This window comes from Colwellia sp. MB3u-55 (genome assembly GCF_014076785.1).
Taxonomy (GTDB): Bacteria; Pseudomonadota; Gammaproteobacteria; order Enterobacterales; family Alteromonadaceae; genus Colwellia_A.
The window spans coordinates 148,198-169,940 of record NZ_JACGUS010000116.1 but is presented as its reverse complement, the minus strand read 5'-3'; the positions used below and the strand labels follow the sequence as shown (position 1 = coordinate 169,940).

At 37.6% G+C, this 21,743-nt stretch carries 12 protein-coding genes; 4 read left to right on the top strand and 8 right to left on the bottom strand.

The features are described from left to right. Nucleotides 1-5: 5 nt before the first annotated feature. The 7 genes from ctaD to H4J66_RS12700 all read right to left on the bottom strand — a co-directional run bounded on the left by ctaD (nucleotide 6) and on the right by H4J66_RS12700 (nucleotide 13,611). Nucleotides 6-1,598: a cytochrome c oxidase subunit I gene (gene ctaD / locus H4J66_RS12730; RefSeq protein WP_182175285.1), complete on the bottom strand. Its 1,593-nt coding sequence runs from the start codon at nucleotides 1,596-1,598 to the stop codon at nucleotides 6-8. 11 nt (nucleotides 1,599-1,609) lie between these two features. Beyond that, entirely contained in the window at nucleotides 1,610-3,166 is a 1,557-nt protein-coding gene (gene coxB, locus H4J66_RS12725; RefSeq protein WP_409049364.1) for a cytochrome c oxidase subunit II, read from the bottom strand. A gap of 569 nt (nucleotides 3,167-3,735) precedes the next feature. Beyond that, nucleotides 3,736-4,371: a transcriptional repressor LexA gene (gene lexA / locus H4J66_RS12720; protein ID WP_182175283.1), complete on the bottom strand. Its 636-nt coding sequence runs from the start codon at nucleotides 4,369-4,371 to the stop codon at nucleotides 3,736-3,738. Nucleotides 4,372-4,447: 76 nt separating this feature from the next. Further along, on the bottom strand, nucleotides 4,448-5,266 hold the full coding sequence (locus tag H4J66_RS12715) for an alpha/beta fold hydrolase (RefSeq protein WP_310650656.1): 819 nt from the start codon (nucleotides 5,264-5,266) through the stop codon (nucleotides 4,448-4,450). A 357-nt stretch (nucleotides 5,267-5,623) separates the two neighbouring features. Further along, entirely contained in the window at nucleotides 5,624-10,846 is a 5,223-nt protein-coding gene (locus tag H4J66_RS12710) for a DNA repair ATPase (protein WP_182175281.1), read from the bottom strand. Nucleotides 10,847-10,919: 73 nt separating this feature from the next. Beyond that, on the bottom strand, nucleotides 10,920-12,896 hold the full coding sequence (locus tag H4J66_RS12705) for a flotillin family protein (RefSeq protein ID WP_070377118.1): 1,977 nt from the start codon (nucleotides 12,894-12,896) through the stop codon (nucleotides 10,920-10,922). Nucleotides 12,897-12,972: 76 nt separating this feature from the next. Continuing rightward, a complete protein-coding gene (locus tag H4J66_RS12700) occupies nucleotides 12,973-13,611 on the bottom strand; it encodes an OB-fold-containig protein (protein WP_182175280.1) in 639 nt (212 codons plus the stop codon). A gap of 271 nt (nucleotides 13,612-13,882) precedes the next feature. Between H4J66_RS12700 and H4J66_RS12695 the strand changes: the two genes are divergently transcribed. From H4J66_RS12695 to H4J66_RS12680, 4 genes are all read left to right on the top strand, one after another. Continuing rightward, the gene (locus H4J66_RS12695) at nucleotides 13,883-14,431 is read left to right on the top strand and encodes a zf-TFIIB domain-containing protein (protein ID WP_182175278.1); all 549 of its coding nucleotides are present in this window, start codon (nucleotides 13,883-13,885) and stop codon (nucleotides 14,429-14,431) included. 21 nt (nucleotides 14,432-14,452) lie between these two features. Next, the gene (locus H4J66_RS12690; protein ID WP_070375479.1) at nucleotides 14,453-14,875 is read left to right on the top strand and encodes a hypothetical protein; all 423 of its coding nucleotides are present in this window, start codon (nucleotides 14,453-14,455) and stop codon (nucleotides 14,873-14,875) included. A 21-nt stretch (nucleotides 14,876-14,896) separates the two neighbouring features. Next, nucleotides 14,897-15,427, top strand: a complete 531-nt coding sequence (locus H4J66_RS12685) for a DUF6942 family protein (protein ID WP_182175276.1) — start codon at nucleotides 14,897-14,899, stop codon at nucleotides 15,425-15,427. 120 nt (nucleotides 15,428-15,547) lie between these two features. Then, nucleotides 15,548-18,547, top strand: a complete 3,000-nt coding sequence (locus H4J66_RS12680) for an ATP-binding protein (protein ID WP_259369119.1) — start codon at nucleotides 15,548-15,550, stop codon at nucleotides 18,545-18,547. 17 nt (nucleotides 18,548-18,564) lie between these two features. Here H4J66_RS12680 and H4J66_RS12675 read toward each other — a convergent pair whose 3' ends face one another. Then, complete coding sequence (locus H4J66_RS12675) at nucleotides 18,565-21,735, bottom strand: two-component regulator propeller domain-containing protein (RefSeq protein WP_182175274.1); 3,171 nt, start codon at nucleotides 21,733-21,735, stop codon at nucleotides 18,565-18,567. Between the last annotated feature and the right edge of the window lie 8 nt (nucleotides 21,736-21,743).

Genomic DNA, 21,743 nt, shown 5'->3' with positions numbered 1-21,743 from the left:
TTAACTTAATCAATTTTTGGTGGTGTTGAAAATGTATGGTACGGAGCAGGACTTGCAACAGTCCACTCTAAACCTTCAGCGCCATCCCAAGGCTTAGCCGCTGCTTTCTCTCCACCTCTAATACACTTAATGACTACCGCTAAGAATATTAGTTGCGAAAGGCCAAAGGCAAAACCACCAATACTCACCCACTTGTTGAAATCAGCAAACTGCAACGCATAATCTGGGATACGACGAGGCATGCCCGCTAATCCTAAAAAGTGCATAGGGAAGAATAGTAAATTAACTGAAATCAGTGAACACCAAAAATGCCATTTAGCTAATGACTCGTTATACATATGACCTGTCCATTTTGGTAACCAGAAGTATGCACCAGCATAAATCGAGAATAATGAACCTGTAACCAACACATAATGAAAATGGGCAACAACAAAGTAGGTATCATGGTATTGAAAATCGACAGGCGTTAATGCCAACATCAAGCCTGAAAACCCGCCTATAGTAAATAAGATGACAAATGCGATAGAAAATAGCATTGGTGTTTCAAAACTCATTGAACCACGCCACATAGTTGCGACCCAGTTGAACACTTTAACACCCGTAGGTACGGCAATTAACATGGTGCAATACATGAAGAACAGTTCACCAAATAACGGCATACCTGTCGTGAACATGTGATGTGCCCAAACAATAAATGACAACACAGCAATCGATGCCGTTGCATAAACCATTGAGCTGTAGCCAAATAACTTTTTACGAGCAAACGCTGGTATAATTGTCGAAACAATGCCAAAAGCAGGTAAGATCATGATGTAAACTTCAGGATGCCCGAAGAACCAGAAAAGATGCTGGAACAATACCGGGTCACCGCCACCAGCGGCATCAAAGAAACTCGTGCCAAAATAAGTGTCAGTTAACAACATAGTTACCACACCAGCGAGCACCGGCATTACCGCAATCAATAAGTAGGCGGTAATAAAAAATGTCCAAACAAACAATGGCATTTTCATGTAAGTCATACCCGGCGCACGCATATTCATAATAGTAACAACAATATTAATGGCACCCATTATTGATGAGATACCCATAATATGAACAGCAAAAACAAAAAATGCCGTACTACCATTTGAATAGGTTGTAGAAAGTGGTGCGTAGAATGTCCAACCAAAGTTAGGCGCACCTGACTCCATAAAGAATGTAGACAAAAGAATCCCAAAAGCAAAAGGTAGAATCCAGAAGCTCCAGTTATTCATACGTGGTAAAGCCATATCTGGCGCACCAATCATCATAGGTATCATCCAGTTTGCAAACCCCGTAAAGGCCGGCATAATTGCACCAAACACCATGATCAAACCATGTACAGTAGTTAGCTGATTGAAAAAATCAGGCTCTACTATTTGCAAACCGGGTTGGAATAACTCGGCTCGAATAACCATAGCTAAAGCGCCGCCGGTTAATAGCATAATAAAAGCAAACCATAGATATAACGTACCTATATCTTTATGATTTGTCGTGTACAACCAACGCTTGATGCCTTTCATTTTATGGTCATCATGATGATCGTCGTGCGATTCTTGTTCTATAACGTCTGTAGTCATTTTATATCCCCCTACTTCGCACTAGCAGCATCAACGGCTGCAGGTTGTACTAAATCACCGGTGTTATTGCCCCAAGCATTACGCTCATAAGTAACAACAGCCGCTATTTCGGTTTTAGTTAACTGGCTACCAAAAGCAGCCATAGCAGGGTTTTTCTTACTGCCATTAATAACCATGTCTATATGCACAGCAATGTCACCCAGTGCAATTACACTATCTTTTAGTGCAGGAAATGCCGGAGGTAAACCCGCACCAGAAACTTGATGACAAGCAGCACAAGCTTTCATGTAAACTTGCTCACCCATAACCATCAATTCATCTTCGCTATACACTCTAGTTAGATCTTCTGCTGGGGCTTCTTCAACAACCACTTCAGCGACTTTTACCGGTGTTTCTGTGTCATTGCCTGAATCATTAGCAAAACTTTTAACATCAGCGGCTTGTACGACATCGCCGGTATTGTTACCCCAAGCATTACGCTCATAGGTCACAACTGCAGCAATTTGCTTCATACTTAACTGCTTATCATAAGCTTGCATACCTGAACCCGCTTTACCATTGAGTACAATATCAATATGCGCAGCAATACTACCCGTAGCAACAGAGCTTCCTTTAAGTGCAGGAAATGCTGGAGGTAGACCAGCACCAGAAACTTGATGACAGGCAGCACAGTAGGCAACATAGGTAGTTTCACCCAAAGTCATCAGTTCATCCATTGATGCGGAAGCGTTAAGAGACGCTTTCTCAGCAGCAGCAGCTTGCGCATTAAATTCGTGTTGCTCATCGAGCCAAAGAGCATAATCAGCTTCAGACTTTACTTCGACAACAATAGGCATAAAACCGTGATCTTTACCACAAAGCTCAGCACACTGACCTCGGTATAGCCCAGGCTCGTCAACTTTTGTCCATGCTTCATTAATAAATCCTGGGATAGCATCTTGCTTTACTGCAAAAGCAGGTACCCACCAGGCATGAATAACATCGTCAGAAGTGATTAAAAATCTTACTTTCTTATTAACTGGAATGACAAGGTGTTTATCAACTTCGAGTAAATAATTTTCACCTTTGACTTTGTCGCCGGCATCAACACTAAGGTGTTTACCTTCTTGTGTCTCATACTGTGGTCTTGGCGTAGATAAAACGGAGTAGAACTCAATATCTTGATCAAAATATTTATAATGCCACTTCCACTGAGAACCTGTGATCTGAATGGTAACGTCAGAATCGTCGTTATTTTCCATTTCGATCAGTGTTTTCGTTGCTGGTACAGCCATAGCGATAAGAATGACAATGGGAATTGCTGTCCAGAGAATCTCTACTTTTGTACTTTCATGAAAATCTGCTGATTTAGCCCCTTTGGATTTTCGGTGGAAAACCATTGACCAAAACATAGCACCAAAAACAACCACACCGATTGCTACACATATATACATTGCGAGCATATGTAGATCATAAACATCTCTACTTACTTCTGTTACACCCTTGGTCAGATTTAATTGCATATCTGCCCAAGCTGAACTGGAAAGAACACTCCCCAACAACAGCCAACCTAGGTTACGTCTTTTCACACGACATCTCCTTCACCCTATAAAAGTTTAAAACTTGATACCTAGGACAAAACACATCCTTTAGTACGGATTTTTATTATTTTCTTAGCGATTTTGTTATCAACCAGTTAGCGTCGAAAACATCGCCTTATATTTATATTTGTACACATTCCAAACTAGAATTACTTAAAAGTTGATCTGGGTCAATTTAAAAATCGAGCTATTTTAAAATAAAAACCAATAAAAACAATAGAGTATCAACTCTAATATAAAATAATGCCTAATAACAAAGGGCTGTAGCCGTAGTATTAAAAATAAACAGCTAAGTATAACTACGCGTATTACAAAAATTGATAGTGGTTATTTTTTAATCAGAAAAAGATAAAGTTGTTTGAATGGGGTTTAGAATGAAAATTATTCTTAGGAAAGAGGAAGGTTTGCATGAAAAGAATACGAAAGGGTATAAAAGCAAACTTTAGCCTATGTTATAGACTAAAGTTAACGGATCGGTTTGACTTATTTAATAGCGTATTTGTTAGATAAATTGACTTAGTTCGTTACCACTAAGTTTATTAAAAAGATTAACTTAATTACATCCAGTCTGCCGAGCGAATAACGCCAACAGCTAACCCTTCAATATTAAACTCTTGGTCAGACAAATCAACTTTTATAGGAGAGAAATCATCATTTTCAGCATGTAAGTAAACGATATTACCTTCTCTTTTATAACGTTTAACCGTAACATTTTCTTCGACACGAGCAACAATTACTTGGCCATTTTGTACATCGGTCGTTTGATGAACTGCTAACAAGTCACCATCAAGTATGCCAATGTTTTTCATGCTTTCGCCATTAACTCTCAATAAGTAATCAGCGGCTGGATGAAACAAATTACCGTCTACTTTATAATGATCTTCAACATGCTCTGCAGCTAAAATAGGTTCACCTGCAGCAACTCTGCCGATTAACGGTAAACCGGCTTCTTCCATTAACTTCTCAGTCAACCGAATGCCGCGAGAAGTACCTGGTAACATTTCTATATAGCCTTTTTTAGCCAAAGCTTTTAAATGTTCCTCGGCTGCATTTGCTGATTTAAAGCCAAAAAACTTGGCTATTTCAGCACGCGTTGGTGGCATGCCCGTATCGCTTATCTTGTCTTTGATCAGATCAAAAACTTGTTGTTGTCGGTTCGTTAGAGGGCGTAATTCGCTGATTTCATTTAGCATAGGGGGCCTGTAAATTTACACAGTTGTTACTGTGAGTATATACAGGTCATTAGTAAAGGCAAGTTTTCTAGCCGAATTATTTTTGAAAACTCCCTGATTTTAGATAATGGATAACTTGTTCGATAACTTTTTCGTTTTTCATCATAAATGGATGGGTCGTTTCCATTTCAATGTGATCATTCATACCATCAAGTTTGGTACTAGCAACCGAAACTTTACCATCATCTTTATCAGGAATAAGTGTTGATAATATCCAATTAATACTTTGATTACCGGCAATAACACCCAAATCAAAATTAGCATTGCCAAGGTTACTAGGGACACTGAATTCGCCAGTACCTAATTGCATACCCGCATCACCATTTATAAAACTAAAGCCAGGTGTATTTTTAAGTTTATCAACGACTTCACTGCCATTATTTGGTGGGCCCAGCATCACGACTTTATGTAAATTAGGTATTTTGTGCATACTTAAATATTGGCGAACTAATATACCGCCCATTGAATGGGTAACAAAGTTAACTTGACGATTTTCACAAATTAATAGCGCTTTAGAAATCACTTTTTCAGCCAACTCTTCTATCGAATAATCCCTAGAAGGGTAGTTGATATTTATCACAAAATAACCTTCTGCTAACAATCGTTTTTCAATAGCTTTCATCGAGTTAGCGGAACGTGCAAGCCCATGCAGTAAAATTACACATTCACCATTAGATAAAGAATCTACGGGCTCTTCAAAAGAAGCTTGAATTTTATAGCCACGTTCAACCGAAGTATCTAGGCTTTCTTGTTCAATCATATTTTTTAAACGAATTTCTGCATCAGTAATTTTTCTAGCAAATTGTTCCTTAAGGAGTGCTAATTCTGACTTAAGTGCTGTAATTTTTTCATTCATAGCTGCGCTCCATCATTTTTATGTTGAACGTTCATTATTGACGCTTTATTCACTTTTGAAAACAAGTGAGATAATATTTTTTAAAGCACGGTTTTAGTATCATTTAAAAAGGGCTAATAACTTTAAACATCTACCATTAGCATTCAGTCATACGTGTATAGGGAGTATAACGTTATGTGCTCTCGGTTTGGCAATAAATATTAATTTCTGCGCAGTGCTTCAAACTGAGATAACTCCCAAAAACGCATCGTTATTAACAAACCAACATGTTTTCGTTTGTCTAAAGCTAACAAGGCATCTTCTTAGTTTATCTTTACTACTGGCAACTATTTTCTCGTTTAGCATAGCCGATGTTAGCTAGGTCTCGTCCGCAAAAAGCTCATCGCTACTTTTTTTTTCTGAAGCGAGTTCTCGACTAATTTTTTGAATATGTGTCTCAGAACTTTTTACTGATTTTTCAGTAGTCAGGTTCAGTGTTTTTAAAGTATCAATCATCGCCAAATCGACATTTTTATTACTTTGTAACGCATTCACCAGCGGCGTTAAAAAAGACGCCATATTTTCACTAAATAACGCCAACGTTTCAGCTAACGCTGAATCATCTGGTTTTTCAATATTCACTTGCAGTTTAAGACTGGCAAGCGTTTCATTTAAGGTATCTAACGCTGCAGATTTAGGCTCTAACAAGGCTTCTCCTATTTGATTGAGCCCTTTTTGCAATAACGATATCTGGCTAGCAACAGCCGCAATCGGATTATCACTATCACCCAAGTTTTGATGACGAACAAAATCTGCCTTAATTTGTTGCCAACGCACTTTTTCTTCACTGGTTTGATTGTTGCGCAGCTCGGCTAATTTAAGTAAATTTTCTTCAGCGCCTATGGTGAGTGTTTGCGCTTCACCGCGATAATGATCAACGATAAGCTGCTCAACTTCCTCTTCGGTCATAACTGGCACTACTTTTTCCGCCATCTTATTCATATTTCGATAGCTGCCTTGTAACTTGAACGAAGGTTCAGTGCGGTACTTATCGTCTTGAGCGGCAGAGGCAATGTACTGTTGATTAGCTTTTAATACCGTCGCTTGAATTTTACGAATACGTTGAATAACCGCGACTATTTCATTGACCTCTGCTTGCGAGTAATGATGTTTTAGCTCAGTTGTCGCGATTTGTTGACCATCAGCAATTTTAACTAGGTTATAGAGATCGCCCATATCTCGGGTCGCTAGTGGTGCGATATAGCGATTACTGGTTAAGCTATTTTCAATAAAGCTTAAAGAGAACTCTTCTTCTCGACCACTTAAGGTATCACCTAAGTTATAAATATCGGCTCGGTTAGCCAACATATCAGGAATGCTAAATGCCTCACCTGATTCGGTATAAGGATTACCTGCCATGACAACTGCAAATTTTTTCCCACGCATATCATAGGTTTTACTGTCACCATTCCAAACTCCATCCACTTTTCTTGAGCCATCACATAAGGAAATAAACTTTTGTAAAAACTCAGGATTAGTATGTTGAATATCATCAAGGTACAACATGACATTGTTACCCATTTCGAAGGCTAAGTTAATCTTTTCAACTTCATTTTTAGCTGTTGAGTTATTTGCCTGAGCGGGATCTAATGACAACTGATCGTGTCCTATCGACGGACAGTTTATTTTAACAAAGGTCATACCTAGCTTACTGGCAACGTATTCAATAAGCGTTGTTTTACCATAACCAGGGGGAGAAATAAGCAGTAATAATCCCATTAAATCAGAGCGTTTATTATTACCCGCTGCGCCAATTTGTTTAGCTAAATTAATACCAATAATCGGGAAATAAACATCATTAATTAATTTATTACGCACAAACGAAGACAGCGCTCTTGGTTTAAACTCTTCTAAGCGTAAACGTTTGCGTTGTGCCGCTAATACCTTTTGTTTTTGAATATGAAAACCTTTGAATGCCGGTTCATGTTCATTTTTAAATTGGCGAAGTCGAGTGATAAATTCTTGATAATTTATCGCAATTTTTCTGTCCGATATTTGCCCATGCTGCCCCAATAAACCATCAACAACACCTTCGGTGTCAGCCAATGAAGTATAGAATTCACATTGCTCTTGCAACAGCATAAAAATTGCGGCTTCATCAATAATATCTTGATGGATATTCATACTCTGGTGCGAAGAAAAAGCCTGCAACCACGCCCAGTAAAGTTGATGTTTTTGCTCTAGTGTCGAACAACCCAATAATGCGCCACTGAGTTGTTTTTCTAGGCTATTATGCTTTAACTGACTCTCCAGTTGATTAGCTAACTCAACGCTACTTTCTTTAATAACAAATTTCTGTTCGGCTAAAGCTAACTCTTTTAATAGGTAGGTTGCTGACAATAACGTGTCGCATTTCAGCCAAGGCTGACTTTCAATATAGCTATCTAATAGCGTAGCCAATTCCTTAATAAGCTGATGACGTAATTGACTATCACCAAAAGTTTCTTCCATGATATAGAGGTTATGACTGCGCTGTAATAAATCTTTTCGGCCGCTATCTGCTAATTTTGTGGTGAAAAAAAGTAGCGCGAGTCTTCTTTCCAAGACCGGATAAGCTAACAAGCCAATAGATTCTCTTAAAGTAAGTAATTGCTTTAGAATTAATGCCGCATCGGCATCATGCACGCCCTTATCATAACCTTCTTGATAACGTGGCTCAGCCGCTTTTCTAACCACCTCACCTAATTCATTGTTTTTTACCGCCGCTTTTAAATATTCAAGTTTAGCTTGGCCAGTAAATTCAGCCTCAAATAATAGTGTTGCCGCTAAATACTCTCCTCGGTAGACCTTTTCAGATTCAGAGACCAGCGCTTGTTGCCAAAGGTATTCAGTACCAACAAATAATTCAGCGGGTAGCGTTTCAAAGTATTCACTACCACTGATATGCAAGACCATGTCACCATCACGAGGTAATAAGGTCAGTTCTAATTTTTGACGATTCACCGAAAATTGGTGGTCGCCTATTTTAACTAAACTACCGTCAGCAGAATAAATATCGGTTTTATCTCTCAGTGCTCTTATGCCTTGCTCTTTAGCATTTTTTAATTGAGCGTCAATGTCATCAGCTCTAACATTGTCATCAAGCTCTCTAAGCTGTGAAATTAGTTGCCTAAGCTTGGCAACCATAGGATCACCAGCAAAATAGCTGTTTAATTTGTTTTGCTCGCTAAATGATTGACTCCGCCTGATCACACCTTCAATAATGCGCTCCGCTGCCGTCATCAAATTCAAACAACGACGCTGCTGTGCATCCATCAGCTGCTGCTTATGTTGTTCGAAGTTATCGTATATCTCGTCTCTTTTAGTGATAATTTCATTATAAAATTCATCATAATCACTAAACTGGCTTTCTAAGTCTTCTAACTGAATTAGAATTTGAGAAAGTTGCTCATCACATGCTTGCGGTGAATCACTCGCATTTAAAGCACTGGTGACACTTTGACTTAATAGTTTAAATCGGGCACCAAATTCTGCTCGTGCTTCTTCACTACCGACACTTTTAGCCGCCAAATCAGCATTAGCTTTAACGCGGTTTATTTGACTAAAAACTGCTGAAATATCTTCTAGAATACGTGTTCTTTGTCGGCTATCTTCAATTTTTAGTGACAACATTGTGCGGTTAAGTAATTCTAATCCTTGCACAAGTTCTTCAATTTCCGTACGAATCGGCTTTAATGAGCTAACCGATTCACTTTTTTCTATCGCCTTTTCTAATGCAACTATGGTCTTTTGATAAGGCGTTAAAGCATCGTCTTGTTGGAGAAAATCAGCGGTTGCTTGGCTAAGTTCTTTCGTTAACGTATCTAAGTGAGTTTCCATGGCATTAATTGCGTCAACATCGATATAACGTAAGTCTTTATGAGAAATCAATTCACCTTTAAATTGGGCTAACGCCGATAAGCAGTCAACGAATTGTGAGGCATGCTCAAAACCCGAAATTTGAACTTGTGTTACTAGCTCCGCTAGCTTTTCTTTTGCTTGAATTAAGGCCCGATCAGAGTTTTCTTTAATGCTGGTGACTTTTTCAAATTCATCTATAACCAATTCAGAGGTGATCGCGATTTGCTTGATAAGATCATGCAGCAAAATCAGCTCTTCATCATTAAGCCAATGATATTTATCAAAGATTTGTTTAGACTCTTTCACTAAATCATTAAAATGCTGCGCGCTTGGTATTTGCACCGAGATCAATTTAGCGACACTGTATAAATCAGAAATACCGCGGACCAGTTCAGGATTACCTATTTTGCCAAAGAAGCTATTATCAACCGGTTGGTTACTAGCAAACTCTTCACTACAAAAAGGCGTTTGCCATATTTGCATGGCATGAACACGTGATGGCTCGGACTCGGCATTAAAAACCACGGCTCTGCCGTTATTGTATAAACTTTGCCCATGACCATAAATAGGGTTTTGCAATGTTCTCGTAATTAAATTATAACCAAACAAAGCGTACTGCCCTTCATTTGGCTCATAAAATATATAGAGAAAGTCTTCACCGTTTGGCGACTTTACCACTCGGTGTAACTGTAAATCTTCGGCATTATCTTCAAAGCTTTTGTGTTCACCATTTTGCAAATAGTATCCACCAGGAAAAATAATACCGTGGTCTTCTGGTAACTGAATACAAGCATGAGCAATAGCATCTTGCCTGATCACTTGCTGAGTTTTAGCATTAAAAATTAAATGGCGAGTGTCAGTTTCACGATACGGCTTTATTTTCAATAAAATAAGCTCACCAACTCTGGCGTAATGGATTTCAGCGTCATCTATAGACTGATGTTCATCTTCGACTGGCTCAGAATATATACCTTGACCTGCGGTGGTATTATTCTCAACTTTTAAAGTAATTGAGCCACCAATAGCTTCGACAAACAAAATGTCATATAAATTATAATGTGGGTGTTTACCTTGCTCTTGTTGCTCTCGAGAGACTTTATGCCATTCAAAGTCAAAATTTTCTGGCTGCTTTATATCTCTTTCACCACGATTATCGATATAGCTAACTTGGTGATCAGCGTCGATACCCCAACGGAATACTCTAATATCGTCAAGGCGTTCACCAATTCGAAAGATGGCAAATACTTTACTGCCTTGTCGATAAACATGGGCTAGAAATGTTTTTTTGTAATAGGTGTATAACTCATCAAAATCACGGACAAACTCAGCATCGTCAAGAAAACTACCTTGTACCGGAAGATCAATAATCTCAATGTCATCTTTATCACCTTCTATTTGGTGCAAACTAAAAACATCTGAGACGGTAATATTGCGCTTTAAACCGAGAAAGACGTTATAGCCAAAAAGTAAGGTATCTCCGATGGCGGCAATATCTCTAGCAACACAATTATGCTCAGTTCTAACCCGCACACGAGCATTAACTTTCATCTCGGTGGAGCCAAACGTAACAATGCGCTTGTCATTTAGCTGCTTAATTTGTGTATTAAGATCACTGCCTAAGGCTGACAATCTGCGCTGAATAAGTTCATATGAACCCCCTTCCGCAACAGCCTGATTAGTGACGCTATCCTTATCTGACATATGAGACTCCATGAGCTAATGCACAGTTATCCTTGAATGGAACACTGTGCATTGCTTAATTAATACTTGATGACTATTTTTCGTCTGACGAGTTTTTGTTCGCTAAGTTTAACAAACTAGCCAATGCGCCTTTTTGAGTGTCGTCGGCATTATTTAATGTTGATAATAACTTAGACATATTGAAATTTTTCATGGTTTCACTCGTTTGAGCAGCACCAGCGAGCACACCACCTAAATCGTCCATAATATTGCGGTCGCCATTTAAGTGATCTTTAAACAAGGTTTTTACTGTTTCACTTTCATTAACTAACCCATCGATAGACTTACCAACCGTGATAGAGTTCATAAACTGACGTAAGAACTCGCCATCGCCGCCCATAATATTAATATTGGCTTCACTTAATGCCGTTGCTAATACACCCGCTTGCTTCTCAGCTAACGCAACACTATTTTCTAGTTTCGCTAAGGTTAATTCACGCTCTTGATTTAAACGTAAACCAAAGGTTTCAAACTCTCTGGCTTGTTCAGACATAGCGTTAAGTACATCTTGTTTTTCACGTAAACCCGTCGCTTCTGCTAAGGCTTTTTCTTGTATACCTTTAGCTTCAGCGGTCAATTTAAGTTCGAGTGTTTTAGCTTCAGCCTCGCCTTGTCTTTCGTGTGCATCAGCTTGTGCTAAGGTAATTTGAGCCTCAGCAAGCCCTTGCGATGCAGCTTCTGCTTGATTACCCTCAGCCAATATTTTCTTCGACTCTGCCTGTTTACTCGCCGCTTTCAATTCAGCATCGGCAATGGTTTGCATTTTTCTTGCGATATGCTCAGCCGCTTGTTCTTGCGCTTTAGCTGATTCAATATCTTTAACCAATGCTTGCTCAGCCTCACCTTTGGCTTTGATAACCAATTCATCTTTTTGGCGGTTCGCTTCTGAAACCACACGTAAATCTTTAATAAGCTCTTCTTCCTCAGCGACGCCTTTTTCAACCATGATGCGTTCACGCTGTACTTCAGCAATATTTTTACGCTCTATTTCTAGGGCTTTTTCTTTATCGATTCGTAGTGTTTCAACTTCTTTTTCACGATCTATTTCTTCGACTTGACGGGCACGTTTCACTTTTTCTTCTTCGATAGCCACGGCTCTAAAACGATTTTGTTGCGCGATATCAGCTTCACGCTGCTTATTTTCTTCAGCTACAGCGACTGTCTGTTCAGTCGCTATTCTTGCCTGTTCAGACTTACAAAACTCTTCTTGCACAATTTTAGCTGTTTCCGCTTCTTCTCGAGCTTCTACAGTAGAAATTTCTCGCGTCTGTTTAGCTTGGGCATCGGCTAATTGGCGATCAAGTTCTAAACCTTTTTCTTTAGCATCAATATCTTGTCGTTTAATGCGTATTTCTTCTTGGCGTTTCAAGTCATTGGTTTCAACACTTTGTTGAGCGGTTAACTCGGTAATGCGCCTAATACCTTCAGCATCCATAATATTATTAGGATCTAAATCGTTAATCGATGTTTGTTCAAGAAAATCAATCGCGACATCTTCAAGTACGTAACCTGATAAATCTTGGCCAATAACTTCTTTAATCTTGTCACGAAAAATATCTCGTTGAGTAAAAAGATCAGTAAAGTTTAATTGTTTGCCGACAGTTTTAAGGGCTTCAGAAAACTTCGCTTCAAAAAGTTCTTGCAGGGTTTCAGGGAAAGAAGAGCGCTCACAACCAACTTGTTTTGCCACACGTAGAATGTCTTCTTTGGTTTCATTAACCCGGATATAAAAGGTAATAGTAATATCAGCACGAATGTTATCTTGGCAAATAAGCCCAGATCGCCCTTTTCGTTCTAACATCATTCGCTTAGTAGAAATATCCATAATTTCTTTTTTATGGATAATAGGAATAACCATACCACCATTAGTACTTATTTCTGGTTCAGCGCCGAGCTTATTAATGATTAATGCCTGGCCCTGCTCTACTTTATGATAAAATTTAGCCATCATAATTAGTAGTGAAAAGACTAAAAGTACGCCAATGCCAATCGCTAGATAAAGTGGTTCCATTACCATGTTTTTTTCCTTTTATGTAAATGCAACGGTCACAACTGCGTGACCAAGTCTCTTATAATGTGATTATGATTTATTCGTCATACGGCGCGACAATATAGATATGCTTTTCTTTTAAATATTCTATCAGTAGCACATTGTCACCCTTTTTTAAGCGGTGTTCTGGGTCACAGCGTACATCTAGTAAAATTTCTGCGCCCTTATTATATATTCGTACTTGACCAAAGGTTTCACTAACCGTTTGCGTTGCAATCGTCGCACTTTTACCGACCAGCTGAATACTCATAGAGGTTTCAACACTTTTAAACATTCCTTTTAAGGGGCGAATAACAATGGCAGTTAATGGCAGGGAAATTAGAAAGACAATAAAGCCACTAACAACGCCGAACAGATAATATAACCAACCATCGGGCAGCCAAGCTAAAATATATAATTGCAGGTAAAAGCTGATTAGCCAGCAAGTAAGGATAATAATGCTAAAAACTAAGGTGAACGGCACCCCTGTCAAACCAAAAGTCAGCATAAAACCGGTCAGCCCGCCAACAGAAGTATCAAGTTCGGTGTCTACTTCTACGTCAAGGTCTACATCTCCAGCTAATCCTAAATCGACCAGACCTAACATGCCAATAAGCCAATAAACAACCACGACACCTAGCAGTGTCGAATATATTACGGTGGGAAATTTTGAAGCGACTTCTAGTAGCTGTTCCATTGTTTATCCTTAAAGCACATAGCGAACACCGGCTAATCATTGTGGTGTTTATTCTTTATATGTACCATACACTTGTGACATAATATGTCAACAAATACAGTTTTTATAAAATTCAAATAAAACAAATTAGCATATTGTTTACATAAAATCATAAAAATAAAAGCCTACAGTATCCTGATTTTATTCATTTTACTCGTGACTTATATCAATCAATGATTATATGATGGTTTACGTAAATTTTACAAAGATAACATTTAACAGGGACATAATAATGAAATGTACTAGTTGTAAGCAGGGTGAGTTAACCCCTAGTTTTATCGAAGGGCTTTTTAGAGCACATACTTGTTCGAATTGTGGTGGGCATTGGATCTTAATTGAAGATTATGTCGCTTGGAAAGAACGTAATCCACAGTTTTCTTTTGATAACAATATTCAATGTGAAGTTGTTGAAACGAAACAAGCCATGTTATGCCCAGTAACAGGCACTATTATGCGTAAATTTCGACTATCTGCCTCGACAAATCACCGTATTGACTACAGTGTCAATGTCGGTGGTGTTTGGTTAGATAAAGGTGAATGGGAATTACTCAAAAAAGAAAATTTAACGGGCTCCTTAAATACGGTACTAACCGCACATTGGCAACGCAACATTCGTATTAATAGCACGAAAGAAAACTTTACAGAAATATACCAAGATAAATTTGGTGAAGAAAATTATGCGAAAGTTAAAGCCCTTAGAGAGTGGCTATATCAGCAACCAAACAAAGCCGATTTAAGAGCTTATCTTCTTGCTGAAGAGCCCTACTCAGCTGAAAAATAACAAAGATAATAAGGAATACCCATGAAAGGAGCAGGTGGAACTTCGGGTGGCTTAAGTCACTTTTTTATTGGCATCATTATGATGTGTAGTGGTTTTTATATGCTACTAAATTCGATCACAGTAACATCTACTTTTGGCATGGGCGTTCGCCTGTATGCTTTTTCAGCTATGGGTGGCAACTATAATGTAACTAGTGGCATGATAATGATCCCTTTCATATTTGGTGTTGGGCTTATTTTTTATAACAGTAAAAATATTTTAGGTTGGGTGTTAGCCATTGGCTCGATATCAGGATTAATCTTTGGGGTAATATCTTCAATAAGGTTTACCTTTAAGACTATGAGTTCTTTTGATTTAATCGTAATACTTATATTAGCCATCGGTGGGCTAGGTTTATTTTTACGTTCTTTAAAAACCTTAGATAATGCCTTACCTGATGAATAGACAGCAGTACTGTCATATCACGTGAGCAATATTGGTTTAGGTTGTTCAAACTTTAGCATCGCCGTTTATATTGGTAATAAACCGAGTATGCTTGAATATCAGCAATTATCTTGTCTATCGCCGCTAACCTTGGGCGAAATAGAGATGATTAATCAAGCTTGCGGCAATGGTTGGCGGAAAGTTTTCAATGTTTATGCAAAGCTGCTTTACGCACTTGATAAAGAAAAATTCGCTTACTCAACGCTTGCGCCAACTTGGCAAAAATATCGAGAGCGATTTTTGCTGCAGCAAGGCTCTCAAACGGCTTTATTATTTTCTCCGCCTCAGTTAACAACCACTAAGCACACTCTGCATATTATTTGTGGGAAAACCTACGCTAAGCATTTGTTAGCGACAAATCAACTAAACGCTAGTTTCACTTGGCTAGATGAGCAATTTGCTATTGATAAAGCTAAAAATTTAATTGTCTGTCCCTATTTTGATTATCGGCAATTGTCGAATGCTAATATTAAAAAATTAGCCTTTTTACTCAACGATATAAATAGCCAGTGAAAGCTTTTCATTCATTTATATAGTGTTAAATTAATGTATACTATATTTATTAAAGGAGAAAATAATAAGCCTCATGATTAGGCAACATACTAAACGTCACTTTAATATTGGATCACATCATTGCTATATTTTAATAAAAAAATACTTTTATTTATTACAATAATTTTAACCTTATTACCCTATGCAACGATCACCAACACTCTTGATATTTCCTCTGCTCTTTTGCTATCGCTTCCTACTATATTATTACAGGCTACCGCAGTATTCTTTGTTGTTCATAGCTATTTACAGACCAGATCACGTTCATTAAAATTGTTCTGGCAGTTTTTATCTCTCGCTATCATTATTGATCTTATTTCGGGTGTTATCTTTGCCGGTAACTACATAAACACCTCCCCAATCCTGCAAGATTTTTTCTCTTTGTTCAGTTACTTTTTTATCTTACTGGCCATAGAAACCAACCCGCATCTCAGCGAAACACCACTCAATAAATACATTGCGGGTCGAGTACCTGCACTATTTTTTACAGTCACTTGTTTTTGTTATTTCGTACTACTGCCAGAAGAGTTTTCAAAAGCGTTAGATCACAGGTTATTACCGTCATTATTATTTCATATAACCATTTCTGGCCTCATTTTTATTAGACTAATCAGCTGTGTTATTTTTTGTCGTGAAAAGTTTTGGCGCGCTATTTATTGGCCACTAGCCATTGCCTCATTAGCTTTGTTAGTTGATAACACTAATAATTATTTTCTTCTTGAAGAGCAAGCCCTTTATAAAGACAATTATACGAACAGCTTAATAGCGTTAATCCCATACTGTGGTCTTATTTTTGCCGCAAGTGCATCATTAAACATTCAAAGACCGACCAAACCTATTTCAAAAGATACCTTTCCCGAATTTTACATTTTATTGCTGGTGAGTATTATTTTTAGCATTCATATCGTTGGTTTAGAAGTTGGGGCACACTACATTACAAATTCTTTCTGGCAGTCTTTTGTTATTGGTATTTGGGGCGTTATTGCTTTTATTTTAGTCATTCTTATTGCTTACAATAAAAGAAAAAACACGCTTGAATTCAAGGAAAACGCTTTTACTCAGCAACAAGAACAAAAAGCGTTAATACAGACAAACCATAAATTACTCAGCTCAATTCTTAATAGTGAAGACAAAGCCATTGTCCGTGCATCTAATAATGCTATTTTGACGACATCAACGGGCGGCGAAATATTATCGTCAAACCCTGCCGCGGTTCAATTGTTCCAAAGTTTAGAACATGAATTGAAAGGCACGAATGTCAGCGCACTTTTTTCTGCAGAAGACACTATGCACTACTTTTTTGGCTTCAAAAGTAATGTATACGCCTTACAACGTAAAGATATCGGTATTTCAGTAGAGTGTTCCGCTCGACGTGCCGATGGTACTGAATTCCCTGTTCAGGTTGAATTGCAGTGGGCAGATCGCGAAGAACAACCCCTTATTGTTATTACCTTTATTAATTTAACTTCACGAAAGTTAGCTGAAAAGCAGATGTTAGATTTAAAAGATAAGTTTATTGCGAACATTTCCCATGAGTTTAGGACACCATTAACAATTATTAATGGCATTTTAGACCAATACCTACTCAAAGCTCACAGTAAAGAAGAGGGGCTGGAACTTACTACCGCTAAGCGTAATGGTTTGCGTTTAGTTCGTATGGTTGAACAACTATTAGAACTCTCACGCCTTACTGACAACCCTAAGCTTTCATTGTCTACTTATCGATTAAGTCAGTTAATGGCTATGCCAATTGATTCATTTTCACGCTTAGCTAAACAAAATGATTTAAGTTTTGATACTGATATATCTGATGATCTTTGGCTAGAATGTGACGCTCAGGGTTTTGAAAAAATCATCTTCAACTTACTTGCTAATGCGATTAAATATACCCCTGCTGGCGGTAGCATCAAGATCAGTACTTATGTTGATCAAGATAATGTTATTTTAGAGATTACAGATACCGGCATAGGTATTAATCAAGCATCACAAAGTAAAATCTTTGAACGCTTTCAAAGAGCTGATGATGAAAAAAACCATGCTGTTTTTGGTGTAGGTATTGGTTTATCTTTAGTTAATGAATTGGTAAAAGCGCATAACTGGCGTATCAATTTAGTCAGTGAATACAATAAAGGCAGTAAGTTTTCTCTATCAATACCTTTAGCTACCGCTGTCGAAATAGAAACTCAAGTGCCAATGAGTGTATCTCAAAGCGAAGTATCATCACTGCTGTTAGAGCAAAATAATAATAAAACTAAGACACAAAATCATTTACATAATGTCGTGTTGGTTATTGAAGATAATCTCGATATGCAAAATCACATAAAACGTGTGGTTGAACAGCAGCATCATTGTTTATTAGCAATGAGTGGAGAACAAGGACTGCTTATTGCCGAGGAATATATACCAGACCTTATCGTGTGCGATATTATGTTAACGGGTATTGACGGCTTCGAAGTTCTTAAGCAATTAAAAGAAAATGAACTCACTTCTCATATTCCCGTTATTTTGCTTACCGCCCGTTCAGACCTAGATAGTCGTCTTCACGGCCTTAATTTACAAGCGGATGAGTATTTAAGTAAACCTTTTAATCAGCAGGAATTATTAATACGTATTGAAAATTTGATTGAAAATCGTAAATTGCTCCAGCAGAACTATTTACATAAATTTCGTGACCATCAAAAAGAACAACAAAAAGAAAGTAGCGTAAAAAAAGTGTCGCAGTTAACTCCAAGCGAAAGTGCTATTTTATCTGTTGATGAAAAATTTATAGAAAAACTAGAAACCATTGTTGCTAAGATGTACTTGGAAACTGATTTGGGTATTCAAGATCTAGCCAGTAATATGGCGATGAGTGAACGCCAGCTGCAACGGAAAATGAAAGTAACTCTGGGCACAACACCTAATAACTTCATTAAAGAGTTCCGTCTAGCAAAAGCACAGATATTGCTACAAAATGGTTCTAAAATTGGCAGAATAGCCTTAGATGTTGGTTTTTCTTCACAAACATATTTTGGTCGATGCTTTAAAGAGTCGTTTAACTGCACCCCAAAACAATATCAACAACAATTTATTAAAAGCTAACCAAAAAGCTACTCAGGCTAACCTTGCTTAACTTGGATGTTATGCTTAAGTGTCGCTAGATCAGCGCCTTGAATCACTGCTAAGTAGCTGAAGGGTTGTAACTTAGGTTCACATAAGCCAAGCCAAGCAATCGCTGGCTCTTCGCTTGTTAATGTTAAGCCAAGTTCAATCATCACGCTGACTTGATCCCACGATATTTCCATAGGTTGCTCTCTATTAAACGGATAAAAAGAGTAAGCAATATTCATGAAAATATTATCGTCGAATTGTTTTTCAAATTTACTTGCTAACCGCGCTGCTAATTCACCAGCATTGTTATCTTTTTCATAACCAATAACAGCAAAGGTATCATCGGACCAACGAACAACTAGGTCATCGGTATTTCTGCTAAACAGTAATAAATCAGTAATGTTAATCAACTGGCTATTACTGATATTGGTCAACTCATTGACCTGAACCATTAAGACGTAAAGACGGGGTAAAGTGCTCCGCTGTACTGGTAGAATATTCTGATGAATTTGATTCATCAGCTGGCTAGTTTGCTCAATATAAATATCAAGATAGCGGCGACTTCGTACACCAGTTACTTTATCTACCGTTGCCGACTTTTCAAGTAGAATATTAGCATGTTCAAGTTCGCTATTTTGCGATTGTAACTTTTGCGTTTTATCTTTGACCTGCTCTTTAAGGTAAGATTTTTGTTGTTGTTCAACCAATAGTTTTCGATTCAAAAAGCGTGAGTAGACTAATAACGTTAAAGCAACCGCCATGGCATACAATAAGTAAGCCCACCAAGTATTCCAAGGTGCTGGTTTAACTAAAATATCAAGTGATATCCCAGGTTTACTCCATACATTGTCGTTATTTCCAGCAATAATCTGCAGTGTATAAATGCCTGCAGGTAAATTTGTATAAGTGGCTCGTCGTGATTTACCTGCAGCTATCCACTCCTCATCAAAGCCTAACAAACGATACTTATAAAGAGTTGACTCAGGATTCGCATAGTTTAAACCAACATACTCAAAGGAAATTAGCTGATCACTGTAATCAAATTCCAATTGACTTAAGTTAGATAAATTACTGCCGAGAGGCATAGGTTCATTCAGCTTTAAAATACTGGTTAATCTTACTTCTGGAACAGACAAGCTAGTATTAATTTGTTCTGGGTTAATCGTACTCATTCCTTTGCCTGAACCAAAATACAATGTATTGTTTGCCCCTGAAAAAATAGCACTGTGATTATATTCAAGGTCTATTAGGCCATGAGTCAGGTCAAAGTGCTTAAACTCAGAATTATCAGGTGAGTATCGAGAAATACCCTCACTCGTACTTAACCAGATATCTTCATGGATATCCTGAACTATTCCAAAAACAGTAAGGCTTTTCATCCCATCTTTTGAGTCTAAATGTTTAAATGAGAAGTTCTCATTTTTCATATCTTCGTAACTCAAAATGTCGAGGCCTGTTCCCTGAGTTCCGACCCAAAGATTTTTATATTTGTCTAATAACATAAACAGAATAATATCGTTTGAAAGACTTTTTGATACATTTTTGTCGTGCATAATATGAATGAAGGTTTCAGATTTAGGATCGAAACGATTTAAGCCACCACCATAGGTAGCAATCCATAAATACCCATTATGATCCTCTAAAAGATGCAAAATATGGTTACTACTAATACTTTGCTTAGATGCACTATCATTTTGTGTGAACCGAGTAAAACTACCATCTGTATTTAACTTATTCAGCCCTTGCTGAAAAGTAGATACCCATATATTACCCTGCTGATCTTTAATAATATCGGTAATACTATTAGCGGAGATTGAGTGAGGATTGTTCACTTCATATTGATATTTAATAATATTTTTTGACTTTAAATCGATTTTGAATAAACCAGATCCACGCGTGCCAACCCAAAGAGTATCACTATCAGGCTCAGCTAATAAGGTCATAATCCTCAGCTCAGAAAAGTATTGATTTAAATCTAGCCTAGAGATTTCAATATCATTGGCGGGAAATTGGTAAATTCCCCCACTGTATGTACTAAAAAAGACCATCCCGTTTTTAAACTGCGCAAAACTAGTTACATTGCTATTAATTATATTCTCGTTAGTCTGCGCACTATGTTGACTGAATGTCGCCATACGTGGATCCCAGCTATTGACCCCTGTTAGAGTACCTATCCAAATCATATTATTTTTGTCTTCAAACACAGATAATATAAAGTTACTGCTTAAGCTTCGCTGATTATTTCCTTCATGTGTATACCGATTGAAATTATTTGCTAGTTCGTTGTAAATCAATAAACCTTTATCGGTTGCGATCCATAACTGATTATGGGAATCCTGATAAATCGTTTTGATTGTATTACTAGCGATAGTCGAAACGTCATTTTCATCATAGACATAATGAGTATAATGCCCATTTTTCGTATCATATTTTATTAAGCCATTCTCAGCGGTTCCAATCCAAACATTCCCTAATGCATCTTGGTGTAGGGAATTAACAAACTTACTAATATAAATACTTGATTCTTTATCGCCTATCTTTAATGTTTGTATAAAATAACCTTGTAAATCAAATATGGATATACCACCACCATTAGTCGCTACCCAAACTTTATTATCTTTGGTTTCAATGATTTCGTGTACTGTATTGTGAGTTAAGCTATTCGGATTACCAAGCTCTTGGAGTATGTGCTTTACTTCCCATTTCCCTTGGGATTTCGACAAAATATTAATGCCACTTTCAGTGCCTATCCATAGCTTTCCTTCAGAATCTTCAAATAAGGTATTAATGACATCATTGCTTAATGCAAGATCTTTGGTTTCAGTCGTAATATGAAAAAAATCTTCAGACTGTTCGCGATATAAATTTAGTCCACCGCCGGTGGTTCCAACCCAAAACTGTTGTTTTGAATCGATAAAAATTCGACTTATAGCGTCTGAGCTCAACGAATTAGCCCTGTCATCATCATGATGAAAACTTAAAAATTGATAACCATCAAACCGATGCAATCCTTCATGTGACCCAAACCACATAAAACCATTATCATCTTGCGCAATAGTTCTGACAAACTGGTAGGACATAGGATTGTCGACACCAAAATTTTTAAATAATTTGACTTCTTTGGCAAAAATAGAGGGGCTAACGAAGAAAATGAAAAAGAAGATTAAGTAGTTTTTCATAAAGTTAT

Coding starts and splice junctions, on each gene's coding strand:
- ctaD (WP_182175285.1), bottom strand. CDS start 1,598: ATGACTACAGACGTTATAGAACAAGAATCGCACGACGATCATCATGAT.
- lexA (WP_182175283.1), bottom strand. CDS start 4,371: ATGCTAAATGAAATCAGCGAATTACGCCCTCTAACGAACCGACAACAA.
- H4J66_RS12715 (WP_310650656.1), bottom strand. CDS start 5,266: ATGAATGAAAAAATTACAGCACTTAAGTCAGAATTAGCACTCCTTAAG.
- H4J66_RS12710 (WP_182175281.1), bottom strand. CDS start 10,846: ATGTCAGATAAGGATAGCGTCACTAATCAGGCTGTTGCGGAAGGGGGT.
- H4J66_RS12705 (WP_070377118.1), bottom strand. CDS start 12,896: ATGGAACCACTTTATCTAGCGATTGGCATTGGCGTACTTTTAGTCTTT.
- H4J66_RS12700 (WP_182175280.1), bottom strand. CDS start 13,611: ATGGAACAGCTACTAGAAGTCGCTTCAAAATTTCCCACCGTAATATAT.
- H4J66_RS12695 (WP_182175278.1), top strand. CDS start 13,883: ATGAAATGTACTAGTTGTAAGCAGGGTGAGTTAACCCCTAGTTTTATC.
- H4J66_RS12690 (WP_070375479.1), top strand. CDS start 14,453: ATGAAAGGAGCAGGTGGAACTTCGGGTGGCTTAAGTCACTTTTTTATT.
- H4J66_RS12675 (WP_182175274.1), bottom strand. CDS start 21,735: ATGAAAAACTACTTAATCTTCTTTTTCATTTTCTTCGTTAGCCCCTCT.